The sequence below is a fragment of the Streptomyces sp. WZ-12 genome, assembly GCF_028898845.1.
GTDB lineage: Bacteria > Actinomycetota > Actinomycetes > Streptomycetales > Streptomycetaceae > Streptomyces.
The window spans coordinates 4994619-5007734 of sequence record NZ_CP118574.1 but is presented as its reverse complement, the minus strand read 5'-3'; the positions used below and the strand labels follow the sequence as shown (position 1 = coordinate 5007734).

Sequence of the window (13116 nt, the reverse complement as noted above, 5' to 3'; positions counted from 1 at the left end):
CCCGGGCCCGCGGCCGGTCAGGCCGCTGCCACCACCGGCTCCCGCTCCTCGGCCGCTCCGGCGCCGGTCACCGCGTCGTCGGCGATGTTCACGCTGGTGGCGCGGGCGTAGGCGTCGCGGTCCAGGATCTTCTCGCGGGCCGAGACCAGGATCGGGATGACCGACTGGCCGGCCACGTTGGTGGCGGTGCGCATCATGTCCAGGATCGGGTCGATGGCCATCAGCAGGCCGACGCCCTCCAGGGGGAGGCCCAGCGTCGAGAGGGTCAGGGTCAGCATGACCGTGGCGCCGGTGAGGCCGGCGGTGGCGGCGGAGCCGATGACCGAGACGAAGGCGATCAGGACGTAGTCGGCGATGCCCAGGTGGACGTTGAAGATCTGGGCGATGAAGATCGCGGCGATCGCCGGGTAGATGGAGGCGCAGCCGTCCATCTTGGTCGTCGAGCCGAACGGCACCGCGAAGGAGGCGTACTCCTTGGGCACGCCGAGGCGCTCGGTGACCTTCTGGGTGACCGGCATGGTGCCGACCGAGGAGCGGGAGACGAACGCCAGTTGGATGGCGGGCCAGGCGCCGCGGAAGAACTGCACCGGGTTGACCTTGGCGACGGACGACAGCAGCAGCGGGTAGACGACGAAGAGGACCAGGGCGCAGCCGACGTAGATGTCGACGGTGAAGGTCGCGTACTTGCCGATGAGGTTCCAGCCGTAGGTGGCGATGGCGTGGCCGATGAGGCCGACGGTGCCGATCGGGGCGAGCCGGATGACCCACCACAGGGCCTTCTGGAGCAGCTCCAGGGCGGAGCGGCTGATCTTGAGGACCGGTTCGGCCTTCTCCCCGAGCTGCAGCGCGGCGATGCCGGCGACGGCCGCCATGAAGACGATCTGCATGACGTTGAGCTGGGTGAACGGCGTGATGACGTCGGTGGGGACGATGCCGGTGAGGAAGTCGATCCAGGAGCCGGTGTGCTGGGGGAGCTTGCCGTCCTTGGGGGTCAGGCCGGTGCCCGCGCCGGGGTGCGTCAGCAGGCCGATGGCCAGGCCGATCGCCACCGCGATCAGCGAGGTGACCATGAACCACAGCAGGGTGCGGGTGGCCAGCCGGGCGGCGTTGTTGACCTGCCGCAGGTTGGTGATCGAGACCAGGATCGCGAAGAAGACCAGGGGGGCGACGGCCAGCTTCAGCAACTGGACGAAGAGGTCGCCGATGTGCTCCAGGGTGGAGCCGAGCCAGCCGATGTCACCGCTCTTGGCGACCCAGCCGAGCAGCACGCCGAGGACGAGACCGGCCAGGATCTGCACCCAGAACGGGATCTTGGGTATTCGGGAGGACTTCGGGGTCTGGGGCGCCTTCGCGGGCGCAGGGGTCTGGGCAGACGTGGACAACGGACACACTCCGGTGACGGGAAGACGTGGGACGCGGGGCGTCGGGAACGGCGTGCAAGAGCGCCAGGAGGTCCGTACGCGGGATCTCCGGCCGCTGGGGGCATGTCAGCGGCGGCAACAGGCCGCGGACATGCAGCGGCAAAGATCGACGTGCAGGCGCCCCACGAGCGGGACGCTCATGGGATTCGAGGGCGCGGCTGCTGTCTTCATGACAAGCACGTTAACACTTGAACTTTGAGGAACCCAAAGAAAATCTTTGAGTCGGGGACAAGGGCTGACGCAGCACCACGGAGCGGGCGGAAGGCCGCAAAACGGCGCCCGGTCCGGGGAGTTGGGACTCCGCGGACCGGGCGCCGTACGGGGGTGGGGGACGGACGGCGCGCCGACGTGACGCGTCTTACAGTCCGGGGTGGGCGGACGGGGCCTTAGAGGCTGTCCTCCATGCGCTGGTTGGCGGCGAGCCGCTCTTTCTGGCGATCCACCTTGGCCACGATCTGCTCGGACATCGCGTCCCGCTGCTTGCGCAGCAGCACGAAGCTGAGCGGCGCGGAGATGACGATGGCGAGCAGCAGCAGCCAGATCGTGTTGGAGTTGCCGGCGCCGAGCGGAATGATCCGGAAGTAGGCCAGCACCCACACCGCGGCGAAGCAGACGACGAACAGGCCGATGCGAAGGGCGGTGTAGCGGAGCGTGGCGAACTTGGAGCTACTCACGGTCGGGACCTTCTTCTCAACGGCAACCGAAAGGGTCTGCCGTCCAGTCAAGCACAGGACGCCGGGCGATCTTCCGGGCCCCCGGTCCGCGGGCGCTTCAGGCCAGGTCGAGCCACATCGTCAGGTCGTCGCGGAGCTCGTCGTCGGCGAGCTTGATCGCGCGCGGGGCGCGGCCGATCTCGCGGTAGCCGCAGGACGCGTAGAAGCGGTCCAGGCCGGTGCCGCCGCGGCAGGTGAGCCGGAGGCCGATGATGCCGTCGATGCCGCGGGCGACGTCGGCGACCGCGGCCATCAGCGCGCGGCCGGCGCCCCGGCCCTGGAGGTCGGGGTGGACCATGACGGTGGAGACCCACAGCCAGTGGGTGGACATCCAGTGCCAGTTGGCGGTGAGGAACGCGGTGGCCACGACGCGGCCGTCGGCGTCCCGGCCGAGGAGCAGCCGCTCGCCGCCCTCGGCGAGGGCGGCGAGGTGGCGCAGGAGGTGGGAGCGGACGTCCTGCGGGGTGACGGGCGGGACGAAGCCGACCGCGCCGCCCGCGTTGGAGACGTCCGCCCACAACTGGCAGATCCCGTCCCGGACTTCCGGGGTGACGGCGGGGTCCGGCTCGAAGCGCACGCTCATGGGGCGGACCCTACCGGGGCCCCGCGGGGCCCCGGCCGGATCAGAGCCGCATCGGCTGCGGGGACTCGCGGCGCTCCGGGTCCGGGCCGGGGTACTCGCGGATGGTCTCGTAGCGGGTGTTGCGCTCGACGGGGCGGAAGCCGGCGTCGCGGATCAGGTCCAGCAGGTCGTCGCGGGTGAGCTTGTTCGGCGTGCCGTAGTTGTCCGCGTCGTGCGTGATCTTGTACTCGACGACCGAGCCGTCCATGTCGTCGGCGCCGTGCTGGAGGGCGAGTTGGGCGGTCTGCACGCCGTGCATCACCCAGAAGACCTTGACGTGCGGGATGTTGTCGAAGAGGAGCCGGGAGACCGCGAAGGTCTTCAGGGCCTCGGCACCGCTGGCCATCGTGGTCCGCGCCTGGAGCTTGTTGCGGACCTTGCCGTCCTTCATGTCGACGAAGTCGTGCTGGTAGCGCAGCGGGATGAAGACCTGGAAGCCGCCGGTCTCGTCCTGGAGCTCGCGCAGCCGCAGGACGTGGTCCACGCGGTGGCGGGGCTCCTCGATGTGCCCGTAGAGCATGGTGGCCGGGGTCTTCAGGCCCTTCTCGTGGGCGAGGCGGTGGATCCGCGACCAGTCCTCCCAGTGGGTGGCGTGGTCAACGATGTGCTGACGGACCTCCCAGTCGAAGATCTCGGCGCCGCCGCCGGTCAGCGACTCCAGCCCGGCGTCGATCAGTTCGTCGAGGATCTCGGAGGCGGACAGGCCGGAGATGGTCTCGAAGTGGTGGATCTCGGTGGCGGTGAACGCCTTGAGGGAGACGTTCGGCAGCGCCTTCTTCAACTCCCGCAGCGAGCGCGGGTAGTAGCGCCACGGCAGGGTCGGGTGCAGGCCGTTGACGATGTGCAGCTCGGTGAGGTTGTCGTTCTCCATCGCCTTGGCGAGGCGGACGGCCTCCTCGATGCGCATCGTGTACGCGTCCTTCTCGCCCGGCTTGCGCTGGAACGAGCAGTACGCGCAGGACGCGGTGCACACGTTGGTCATGTTGAGGTGGCGGTTGACGTTGAAGTGGACGGCGTCGCCGTTCTTCCGGGTCCGCACCTCATGGGCGAGGCCACCCAGCCACGCCAGGTCGTCGGACTCGTACAGGGCGATCCCGTCCTCGCGGGTCAGTCGCTCCCCGGCGTGGACCTTCTCCTCCAGCTCGCGCTTGAGGCCCGCATCCATCGACGCCGCCATCGGGTCGCCTCCCACCATCTCTGTGTGTCACCGGCCGTTCCACCTGGAACGTCGGCCGTTCCTGCGAAAAACGGGCTTCGCCGAGCCTACTCCCCCGCTTCCGCGGCGGACGGAGGCCCCTTGGGCGCCGCCCGGGGCCCCGTCCGCCGCGGTGTACGCCGGGCTCAGCCGACCTCTTCGGGGAGCTCGCCGACCCGGTTCTCCCACTTGGTGGAGAGCACGATCGTGGTCCGCGTGCGGGAGACGCCCTTGGTGCCGGACAGCCGCCGGATGGTGCGCTCCAGTCCGTCCACGTCGCCGACCCGGACCTTGAGCATGTAGGAGTCGTCGCCGGCGATGAACCAGCAGTCCTCGATCTCGGCGAGGTCCTTGAGCCGGCGGGCGACGTCCTCGTGGTCGGCGGCGTCCGAGAGGGAGATGCCGACCAGGGCGGTCACGCCCAGCCCGAGCGAGGCGGCGTCGACCGTCGCGCGGTATCCGGTGATCACTCCGGCCGCTTCGAGGCGGTTGATCCGGTCCGTGACGCTGGGGCCGGAGAGGCCGACGAGCCGGCCGAGTTCCGCGTAGGAGGCCCTGCCGTTCTCGCGAAGTGCCTGAATGAGCTGCCTATCCACCGCGTCCATGCCCTCAAGCCTTCCAATCTTTCCGCGTTTCTGCGTTTTGCATGTAGAATCTAAGGCATACAGGGGTCCTAGCCCTGTGATTCATTTAGAACGATCAAGGACGATCTTTCAACAGGAGTTGTCACCGTGTACTCGATCGAGATGGCCTACGCCCGCATGCGTGAGCTGCAGGACCAGGCCAATCGTTCTCGTGCCGCCCAGCAGCCCACTACCCCGCGGGCCCGGCGCCGCCTCGGCCGCGCCCTCACCAAGAAGCGCTAACGAGCTTCGGGGGCCTCCCCCTTGGAGCCGCCCCCCAGCTCCCCTTCCCACCGCCGGTACAGCCCGTGCGGCACCTGTGCCGCATCGAGCACCCGGCCCGCGACGAAGTCCACCAGATCCTGGATGTGCGTCGCACCCGCGTAGAACGCCGGAGAGGCGGGCAGCACCACGGCGCCCGCCTCATCCAGCGCCACCAAGTGCTTGAGCGTCGGCCCGTTCAACGGGGTCTCCCGCACCGCGACGACCAACGGCCGCCGCTCCTTGAGCGTCACGCTCGCCACCCGCTGGAGCAGGTCCTTCGACAGCCCCAGCGCCACCCCGGCCACGCACGCCGTGCTCGCCGGGACGATCAGCATCCCCCGCACCGGGTACGAACCCGACGACGGCCCCGCCGCCAGGTCCCCGGCCGGCCAGTGCCGCACCCGCGCCAGCATCTCGTCGGTCACCCGGAAGGTGTCCGGCTTGCCGTCCGCGCCGCGCGCCAGCCACTCCCGAAGGTCGCTGCGCCAGTGCGCGTCCCGGAAGGCGATGCCGGTCTCGTCCAGCAGCGTCAACCGCGACGCCCGGCTGACGATCAAGTCCACCGCCTCCCCCGCGGCGAGCAACCCGCGCAGCACGGACGCGGCGTACGGCGTCCCGGACGCGCCGGAGATTCCCACGACCCACGGGCGACGGCCCGGGTCCTGCTTGCTGGTGTTGTTGTGCGGCGGCTCCACGGATCGAGCCTATCCGGCGGAACCACCGGGACCGTCACGACCGTTACTACCTGTGCGCCGGTACGACGCCACCGGGCGGCGCACGAGAACGACGACGAAGGGGGCCGGCGATGACACCGCGGACCGCAGGGGCCAGGCCCGCACTGCTGCTGATGGTGGGCTGGGTCGCGCTGCTCTGGGTCCTGGAAGGCATCGACACCCTCAGTGGCAACGCCCTCGACGCCTTCGGCATCCAGCCCCGCGATCCGGCCGAGCTGGTCGACGTGGTGCCCGCCGCCTTCCTGCACTTCGGCTTCGAGCATCTGGCGGCCAACACGCTGCCGTTGCTGGTGCTCGGCTTCGTCGCCGCGCTGCGCAGCGGCATCCGCCGGTTCCTCGCCGCGGCCCTGCTGATCATCGTCGTCAGCGGCCTGGGCGTGTGGTTGACCGCCCCGGCGCACAGCAACACCGCGGGCGCCTCCGGGGTGGTCTTCGGGCTCTTCGGCTATCTGCTGGTGCGCGGCTTCATCGAGCGCAAGCCGCTGGACATCGCGATCGGGGTGGGCGTCGGCCTGCTCTACGGCTCGATCCTGTGGGGCGCGCTGCCCACCACCAGCGGGATCAGTTGGCAGGGCCATCTGTTCGGGCTGATCGGCGGGGTGCTGGCGGCGTGCCTGCTGCGCGGGCGGGGGCGGGCGGTGCCGGCGGCCGGCACCGTTGTCAGACCCGCCCCGTAGTCTCGAACTCATCGTCCCGGTCCGGCCGTTCTCGTACCGGCGAACGGGACGTGACGGCCGCGCGACACCACGGCGCGGCCCGTCGGGAGACACGGGGACGCAGATGCGGGGGAGTAGAGATGTCGGACCCTTACCAGGTGGGCTACGGCCCGTCCGCGGGCTGGCAGCAGCCCCCGCCCGGCGGCTACGGCCACCCCGGCGCGGCCGGCTACGGCTACCAGGCCGCCCCCGGCTACGGCGTCCCACCACCGCCCGCGCCCGCGACGGGCCCGGCGATGTGGGCCCACCTCGGCGCAGTGCTGACCATCACCGCGGGCTCGATGTTCTGCGGCCTGGGCGGCTTCCTGGGCTGGATCGCCCCACTGTCCATCCGGGGCAGCGCCCGCCACAAGCACGACCCCTCTGTCCGCCACCACGCCACCCAGGCACTGAACTTCGGCCTCACCCAGACCATCGTCGCGGTGCTCGGCGTGGTGCTGTACTTCGGCAGCGCGCTCGTCTTCGCCGCCGCCGACCACAGCGGGAGCAGCGAGGCGCCGCCGGGGCTGGCCGTGCCGCTGCTGACCGTCATGGTGGTCATGGCGGCCTACGCGATATCCGGCATCGTCTACGCCATCGTCGCCACGACCAAGGCCAACAAGGGCGAGCCGTGGCGCTATCCGCGGCTGATCGCCTGGCCGCTCGTGAAGGGCTGAGCGGCAACTGCCGGGCGGGCGACGGGTCCCGGAGCACGTCGGAGCGCGGCGGGCCGCGACGTCGTCGGGTCGCCACGGCACCACGACGCCAGAACGCCCCGGCACCGCGACGTCACGGTGCCAGGGCGTCAGGGCCTCACGACGTCGGGCGTCGTTTACGGCGTCGGGTCGTTCACGGCGTCAGCCCGCGGACGAACAGATCCAGCAGCGCGCAGACGAACAGCGCGATGCCGATGAAGCTGTTGACCTGGAAGAACGCCCGGTTGAGGCGGGAGGTGTCGTGCGGGCGCACGATCGCGTGCTCGTAGCAGAAGGCCACCGCCACGATCACCAGCCCGATCCAGAAGAAGAGGCCGGCGCCGATGGCGACGCCGTACCACGCCAGCAGCGCGGTCGTGGCGACGTGGCACCAGCGGGCGCCCCAGAGCGCGCCCGGCACGCCGAAGCGGGCCGGCACGGACTTCACGCCGTTCTGGCGGTCCGCCTCGACGTCCTGGCAGGCGTAGATCAGGTCGAAGCCGCCGATCCAGATGCCGACCGCGAGCCCGAGGATCACCGACTCCCAGGACCAGGAACCGGTGACCGCGAGCCAGGCGCCGACCGGGGCCATCGCCTGGGCGAGGCCGAGGATGGCGTGCGGGAAGTTGGTGAAGCGCTTGCCGTAGGGGTAGACCACCATCGGCACCACGGCCACCGGCGCCAGCGCGAGGCACAGCGGGTTGAGCAGCGCGGCCGCGCCCAGGAAGACCACCACGGCGATCAGCGCGCCGGTCCAGGCGGACTTCACCGAGACCGCGCCGGTGACCAGTTCGCGCCCGGCCGTGCGCGGGTTACGGGCGTCGATCTCCCGGTCGATGATGCGGTTGACGGCCATCGCGAAGGTGCGCAGGCCGACCATGGCGACGGTGACGAGCAACAGCCGCAGCCAGTGGACGTGTTGGTCCAGCCGCTGCATCGCGGTGAACGCGGCGATGTAGGCGAAGGGCAGCGCGAAGACCGAGTGCTCGATGACGACGAGCCGCAGGAAGGCCCTGGTCTTTCCCGTTTGCGGTACCGCGGCAGCAGACGCGCTCACAGCCCGTACTCCTTCCAACGCTTCGTCACCCGCTCGGCGATCGCCGGGTCCGACTCGACCATGTCTGGCCAGCCCCCGTCGCGGGTGTAGCCCTCCTCGGGCCACTTCTTGGTGGCGTCGATGCCCGCCTTGCCGCCCCAGAACTGCTGGTAGGAGGCGTGGTCGAGGTGGTCGACCGGGCCCTCGACGACGGTCAGGTCGCGGGCGTAGTCGGTGTTGCCCAGCGCCCGCCAGGAGACCTCGTGGAGGTCGTGCACATCGCAGTCCGCGTCCACCACCACGATCAGCTTGGTCAGCGACATCATGTGGGCGCCCCAGATGGCGTGCATCACCTTCTGGGCGTGCTTGGGGTACTTCTTGTCGATCGAGACGATCGCGCAGTTGTGGAAGCCGCCGGACTCGGGGAGGTGGTAGTCCACGATGTCCGGGACGATGATCTTGAGGAGCGGGAGGAAGAACCGCTCGGTGGCCCGGCCCAGCGGGCCGTCCTCGGTCGGCGGCCGGCCCACCACGATCGACTGGAGCAGCGGGCGCCGCCGCATCGTGACGCAGTCGATCTTCAGCGCGGGGAACGGTTCCTGCGGCGTGTAGAAGCCGGTGTGGTCGCCGAACGGGCCCTCCGGCAGCATCTCGCCGGGCTCCAGCCACCCCTCGATGACGACCTCGGCGTTGGCCGGGACCTGGAGCGGGACCGTCTTGCAGTCCACCATCTCGATCCGCTTGCCCTGGAGGAAGCCGGCGAAGAGGTACTCGTCGATGTCGCCGGGCAGCGGGGCGGTGGAGGCGTAGGTCACCGCCGGCGGGCAGCCGAAGGCGATCGCGACCGGCAGCCGCTCGCCGCGCTTGGCGGCGACCTGGTAGTGGTTGCGGCTGTCCTTGTGGATCTGCCAGTGCATCCCGATGGTGCGCTTGTCGTGGCGCTGGAGGCGGTAGAGGCCGAGGTTGCGGACGCCGGTCTCGGGGTGCTTGGTGTGGGTCAGCCCGAGGTTGAAGAAGGAGCCGCCGTCCTTGGGCCAGGTGAACAGCGCCGGCAGCTTCTCCAGGTCGACGTCGTCGCCGGTGAGCACGACCTCCTGGACGGGCGCCTCGCCCTTGACCCTCTTCGGGGGGACGTGCGTCATGTTCGCCAGCTTGCCGAACGCCTCCCGCACTCCCACGAAGCCGTGCGGCAGTTCGGGCTTGAGCAGCCCGCTGATCTTCTCGCTGATCTGCTCGTAGTCGGTCAGGCCGAGCGCCTTGAGGAGCCGGCGGTCGGTGCCGTAGACGTTCATGGCCAGCGGCATCGCCGAGCCCTTGACGTTCTCGAAGAGCAGCGCCGGCCCGCCGGCCTTCTGCACCCGGTCCACGATCTCGCCGACTTCCAGATACGGGTCGACCTCGGCCTTGATGCGCTTGAGGTCGCCCTCGCGCTCCAGGGCCCGCAGCAGGGAGCGAAGATCGTCATAAGCCATGCGTTCCAGTATCCGGTACGCACTACCCTGTACGGGTCACGGGGCCCCGTCGCGGGTCCGCCCGCGCGCCCAGGGGGACCGTCCGTCATGCTCAGGTATCTGCCGTTCCTACTGGTGCTGGCGCTGTGGATCTACGCCTTCATCGACTGCCTCAACACCCCCGAGTCGCAGGTCCGCGGGCTGCCGAAGGTGGCGTGGGTGTTCATCATCCTGCTCTTCGGCGAGGTGCTGATCGGGCCGATCGCCTGGCTGGTGGCGGGCCGGCCGCGGGACCGCGTCCCGAACGGCCGGGGCGGCACGCCCGCCGAGCGGCACCGCAACTCCGGCGCCGCGTGGGTGGCGCCGGACGACAACCCCGAGTTCCTGCGGTCGCTGCGCGAGGAGAACACGAAGGACGAGGCGCTGCTCAAGGATTGGGAGGCCGATCTGCGCCGCCGCGAGGAGGAGCTGCGCCGCAAGGAGGCCGGGCCCGGCGACGGCCCGAAGGGCCCGAAGGGCGCGGACGGCAGCGGCGCCGGGGGGTCCGGCGACGGGCCCGGCGGCCGCAAGGGCCCCGAGGAGACCCCGCCCGCCGCGTCCTGAGCCCCCCTCACGGCCGTCCGGCCCAGCGGGCGTTGCGACGGCCGGCCGGGCGGGAAGAGTGACCGCATGGACCAGGCACCGGATCGGGACCGGCCGCGGACGTGGGGACAGGACCGCGAGGCCGTCCGCCGCTACGGCCACATCGACGGCCACGAGGATCTGTCCGGGCACCCCGACCACCTCCAGGAGCAGGCCCGCGCGATGCTGGCGACGGCCCTCGCCGAGGCCCGGGCGGGGCTGGCCGAGGGCGGCATCCCCATCGGGGCGGCGCTCTACGGACCGGACGGCGCGCCGCTGGGCCTGGGCCGCAACCGCCGCGTGCAGGACGGCGATCCGTCCCGGCACGCCGAGATCGTGGCCTTCCAGGCGGCCGGACGGCGGCGCGGCTACCGGGGCACGACGATGGTCACCACGCTGTCGCCGTGCTGGCTGTGCAGCGGGCTGGTCCGCCAGTTCGGGATCTCCCGGGTCGTCATCGGCGAGGCCCGGACCTTCCACGGCGGGCACGACTGGCTGGCCCGGCACGGCGTGCAGGTGGTGCTGCTGGACGACCGCGCATGCGCGGCGCTGATGCGGGAGTTCATCGGGGCGCACCCGGAGCTGTGGCAGGAGGACATCGGCGGCGTCTGAGGCCGTCGGCCCGTCGGAGCGGGGCGCCGAAGGCTGACGCGTAATCCGGTGGTCCGCGGCGCCCGGCGTCGGCAGGATGGGCCGTCATGAGCCCCGGCACCCCCACGTCCCGCGAGCCGTTCCGCCGCGTCCGCGCACTGCACACCACCGACACCGTCACCGTCTACCAGGCGTACGCGCCGGCGCTGGGCCACCCCGCGGCGCGCGAGGGCCGTTTCCCGGCCGCCTGGAAACGGGACCGGATGACGTGGATCAAGCCGTCGTTCCTGTGGATGATGTACCGCTGCGGCTGGGCCACCAAGGCCGGCCAGGAGACGGTGCTGGCCATCGAGATCGCCCGGGAGGGCTTCGACCGGGCGCTGCGCGACGCGTGCCTGTCGCACTACGACCCCGCCCAGCACCCCGACCGCGCCGCCTGGCAGCGCGCGTTGCGCGCCTCCCCGGCCCGCGTCCAGTGGGACCCCGAGCGCGATCTGCGCCTGCGGCCGCTCCCGCACCGCTCGCTCCAACTGGGGCTGTCCGGCGCGCTGTCCCGGGCGTACGCGGACGAGTGGCTGGTCGCCGTCCGCGAGGTGACGCCGCTGGCCCGGAAGATCCGCGCGCTGGTGCGCGCCGGCGAGGAGGACGCCGCCCGCGCACTGCTCCCCGACGAACGCCCGTACCCGGCGCCCGAGGGAACTCCGGGCGTAAGCCGCGTGTCCCCGTCAATCGCCGCAAAGGCGTAGCCGGAGTGGTGCGCAAGTGGTCGTGCGCTGCGTCACGTGACGTACGGGACGTAGGGCTGACCAGCCAACTCGGGTCTGTTCACGGCCAATTGACGCGCCGTTCAGCAACCTCCCCCTGCCCGCGAAACTAGGCCACCGCCAAAGTCGGGAAGGTCCACCGAGGGCCTACGCGACTCAGGGAGAGTGGCACATATGCCGAATATGACCCGACGCAGACTCCTCGGCTCGGCGGCAGCGGCGATCGGCGGCACCGCCGCACTGTCGCTACTGCCGCCCAGCGTCCAGAAGGCCGTCGCCGCGGGTCCCCCCCGTAACGGCTCACTGCGCGACATCGAGCACGTCGTCCTGCTGATGCAGGAGAACCGTTCTTTCGATCACTACTTCGGCACCCTCCGCGGCGTCCGCGGCTTCAACGACCCGCACGCGCTCGAACTCTCCACCGGCCGCTCCGTCTTCTACCAGCCCGACGCCGAGAACCCCGACGGCTATCTGCTGCCGTTCCGCCTCAACACCCATACCTCCAGCGCCCAGGCCATCCCCTCCACCAGCCACGCCTGGTCGGTCCAGCACGAGGCGTGGAACGGCGGCAAGATGGACCGCTGGCTGCCCGCGCACCGCAAGGCCGACGGCATCAACGGCCCCTACGTGATGGGCTACCACACCCGCCAGGACATCCCCTTCCAGTTCGCCCTCGCCGAGGCGTTCACCCTCTGCGACAACTACTTCTGCTCGGTCTTCGGGCCGACCTGGCCCAACCGCCTGTACTGGATGACCGGCACCCTCGACCCGGGCGGCACCCACGGCGGCCCGATCCTCGACAACACCGCGCCCAAGCCGTACCGATGGACGACGTACGCGGAGCGGCTCCAGGCGGCCGGCATCAGTTGGCAGGTGTACCAGGAGGAGGACAACTACGGCTGCAACCTGCTGGAGCAGTTCCAGACGTTCCGGGACGCCAAGCCGGACAGCGCCCTGTACGAGCGGGGCATGCGGCGCCGGCCGGCCGGCTCCTTCGAGGACGACGCCCGCAACGACCGGCTGCCGGCGGTCTCCTGGCTGATTCCCACCAGCCACCAGTCGGAGCACCCGGACTACCTGCCGGCCGCCGGCGCCGACTACGTGGCCCAGAAGATCGAGGCGGTCGCCTCGAACCCCAAGGTGTGGGCGAAGACCGCCTTCATCCTCAACTACGACGAGAACGACGGCCTGTTCGACCACGTGCCGCCGCCGGTGGCGCCGGCCGGGACCAAGGACGAGTTCGTCCAGGGCCTGCCGATCGGGGCCGGCTTCCGGGTGCCGTGCCTGATCATCTCCCCCTGGACGGTGGGCGGCTGGGCGGCCGGCGACGCCTTCGACCACACCTCGGTGCTGCAGTTCCTGGAACGGTTCACGGGCGTGACCGAGCCCAACATCAGCGACTGGCGGCGGGACACGTTCGGCGATCTGACCTCGGCGTTCGGCTTCCGCTCCCCCGCGCACCACGCGCCGCGGCTGCCCCGGGACACCGCCGAGAAGCTGGCCGAGGCGCAGTGGGAGGTGGCCCACCTGCCGAAGCCGGAGCTGCCGGGCGCGGACCAGCGCCCGCCGCGGCAGGAACACGGCGGGCGCAGGCGCCGCTGACAGAAGGCCGCGCAGACGACGGTGCCGTACGGACGGCCTCGGGAAGAGGCCGTCCGTACGGCACCGGTTGCGTGGAGGTCGGGCGGGAC

Annotated in this window: 15 protein-coding genes; 7 read left to right on the top strand and 8 right to left on the bottom strand. The window is 70.9% G+C overall.

Features of this window, described 5'->3' with window-relative positions; genetic code table 11:
• Positions 1-17 precede the first annotated feature (17 nt).
• From PV796_RS21660 to PV796_RS21640, 5 genes are all read right to left on the bottom strand, one after another.
• Entirely contained in the window at positions 18-1382 is a 1365-nt protein-coding gene (locus tag PV796_RS21660) for a dicarboxylate/amino acid:cation symporter (protein WP_274914979.1), read from the bottom strand.
• A 425-nt stretch (positions 1383-1807) separates the two neighbouring features.
• Positions 1808-2095, bottom strand: coding sequence for a DUF4229 domain-containing protein (locus tag PV796_RS21655; protein WP_274914978.1), 288 nt, complete (start codon positions 2093-2095; stop codon positions 1808-1810).
• 97 nt (positions 2096-2192) lie between these two features.
• Entirely contained in the window at positions 2193-2717 is a 525-nt protein-coding gene (locus PV796_RS21650; RefSeq protein ID WP_274914977.1) for a GNAT family N-acetyltransferase, read from the bottom strand.
• Positions 2718-2757: 40 nt separating this feature from the next.
• Positions 2758-3921 (bottom strand): aminofutalosine synthase MqnE, encoded by a 1164-nt coding sequence (mqnE, locus tag PV796_RS21645; RefSeq protein WP_274919168.1) that lies wholly within the window; start codon positions 3919-3921, stop codon positions 2758-2760.
• A 176-nt stretch (positions 3922-4097) separates the two neighbouring features.
• Positions 4098-4556 (bottom strand): Lrp/AsnC family transcriptional regulator, encoded by a 459-nt coding sequence (locus tag PV796_RS21640; RefSeq protein ID WP_274914976.1) that lies wholly within the window; start codon positions 4554-4556, stop codon positions 4098-4100.
• A 126-nt stretch (positions 4557-4682) separates the two neighbouring features.
• On the opposite strand from PV796_RS21640, the gene PV796_RS21635 reads away from it, so the two are divergent.
• Positions 4683-4817 carry a hypothetical protein gene (locus tag PV796_RS21635; RefSeq protein ID WP_274914975.1) on the top strand — a complete coding sequence of 45 codons (135 nt, stop codon included), beginning with the start codon at positions 4683-4685 and terminating at the stop codon, positions 4815-4817.
• Here the strand turns inward: PV796_RS21635 and PV796_RS21630 are convergent.
• Positions 4814-5533: a UbiX family flavin prenyltransferase gene (locus PV796_RS21630; protein ID WP_274914974.1), complete on the bottom strand. Its 720-nt coding sequence runs from the start codon at positions 5531-5533 to the stop codon at positions 4814-4816. The two genes, PV796_RS21635 and PV796_RS21630, sit on opposite strands and share 4 nt — an antisense overlap.
• A 110-nt stretch (positions 5534-5643) precedes the next feature.
• On the opposite strand from PV796_RS21630, the gene PV796_RS21625 reads away from it, so the two are divergent.
• Positions 5644-6249 carry a rhomboid family intramembrane serine protease gene (locus tag PV796_RS21625; RefSeq protein ID WP_274914972.1) on the top strand — a complete coding sequence of 202 codons (606 nt, stop codon included), beginning with the start codon at positions 5644-5646 and terminating at the stop codon, positions 6247-6249.
• A gap of 119 nt (positions 6250-6368) precedes the next feature.
• Positions 6369-6944, top strand: coding sequence for a DUF4870 domain-containing protein (locus PV796_RS21620; RefSeq protein WP_274914971.1), 576 nt, complete (start codon positions 6369-6371; stop codon positions 6942-6944).
• A gap of 172 nt (positions 6945-7116) precedes the next feature.
• Here the strand turns inward: PV796_RS21620 and mqnP are convergent, their stop codons facing one another.
• Both mqnP and PV796_RS21610 read right to left on the bottom strand, forming a co-directional pair.
• On the bottom strand, positions 7117-8019 hold the full coding sequence (gene mqnP, locus PV796_RS21615; RefSeq protein ID WP_274914970.1) for a menaquinone biosynthesis prenyltransferase MqnP: 903 nt from the start codon (positions 8017-8019) through the stop codon (positions 7117-7119).
• Positions 8016-9470, bottom strand: coding sequence for a menaquinone biosynthesis decarboxylase (locus tag PV796_RS21610; RefSeq protein ID WP_274914969.1), 1455 nt, complete (start codon positions 9468-9470; stop codon positions 8016-8018). The genes mqnP and PV796_RS21610 overlap by 4 nt, the downstream gene beginning before the upstream one ends.
• 87 nt (positions 9471-9557) lie before the next feature.
• On the opposite strand from PV796_RS21610, the gene PV796_RS21605 reads away from it, so the two are divergent.
• From PV796_RS21605 to PV796_RS21590, 4 genes are all read left to right on the top strand, one after another.
• On the top strand, positions 9558-10052 hold the full coding sequence (locus tag PV796_RS21605; protein WP_274914968.1) for a PLD nuclease N-terminal domain-containing protein: 495 nt from the start codon (positions 9558-9560) through the stop codon (positions 10050-10052).
• A gap of 66 nt (positions 10053-10118) precedes the next feature.
• Positions 10119-10682 (top strand): nucleoside deaminase, encoded by a 564-nt coding sequence (locus tag PV796_RS21600; protein WP_342456925.1) that lies wholly within the window; start codon positions 10119-10121, stop codon positions 10680-10682.
• An 86-nt stretch (positions 10683-10768) separates the two neighbouring features.
• Positions 10769-11407 (top strand): DUF4291 domain-containing protein, encoded by a 639-nt coding sequence (locus tag PV796_RS21595; RefSeq protein WP_274914967.1) that lies wholly within the window; start codon positions 10769-10771, stop codon positions 11405-11407.
• 192 nt (positions 11408-11599) lie between these two features.
• Positions 11600-13027, top strand: coding sequence for an alkaline phosphatase family protein (locus tag PV796_RS21590; protein ID WP_274914966.1), 1428 nt, complete (start codon positions 11600-11602; stop codon positions 13025-13027).
• Positions 13028-13116 lie beyond the last annotated feature (89 nt).

Excerpts from the sequence above, each read along its gene's own strand:
- PV796_RS21650 (WP_274914977.1), bottom strand. The coding sequence starts at position 2,717 with ATGAGCGTGCGCTTCGAGCCGGACCCCGCCGTCACCCCGGAAGTCCGG.
- mqnE (WP_274919168.1), bottom strand. The coding sequence starts at position 3,921 with ATGGATGCGGGCCTCAAGCGCGAGCTGGAGGAGAAGGTCCACGCCGGG.
- PV796_RS21640 (WP_274914976.1), bottom strand. The coding sequence starts at position 4,556 with ATGGACGCGGTGGATAGGCAGCTCATTCAGGCACTTCGCGAGAACGGC.
- PV796_RS21625 (WP_274914972.1), top strand. The coding sequence starts at position 5,644 with ATGACACCGCGGACCGCAGGGGCCAGGCCCGCACTGCTGCTGATGGTG.
- PV796_RS21620 (WP_274914971.1), top strand. The coding sequence starts at position 6,369 with ATGTCGGACCCTTACCAGGTGGGCTACGGCCCGTCCGCGGGCTGGCAG.
- PV796_RS21610 (WP_274914969.1), bottom strand. The coding sequence starts at position 9,470 with ATGGCTTATGACGATCTTCGCTCCCTGCTGCGGGCCCTGGAGCGCGAG.
- PV796_RS21605 (WP_274914968.1), top strand. The coding sequence starts at position 9,558 with ATGCTCAGGTATCTGCCGTTCCTACTGGTGCTGGCGCTGTGGATCTAC.
- PV796_RS21600 (WP_342456925.1), top strand. The coding sequence starts at position 10,119 with ATGGACCAGGCACCGGATCGGGACCGGCCGCGGACGTGGGGACAGGAC.
- PV796_RS21595 (WP_274914967.1), top strand. The coding sequence starts at position 10,769 with ATGAGCCCCGGCACCCCCACGTCCCGCGAGCCGTTCCGCCGCGTCCGC.
- PV796_RS21590 (WP_274914966.1), top strand. The coding sequence starts at position 11,600 with ATGCCGAATATGACCCGACGCAGACTCCTCGGCTCGGCGGCAGCGGCG.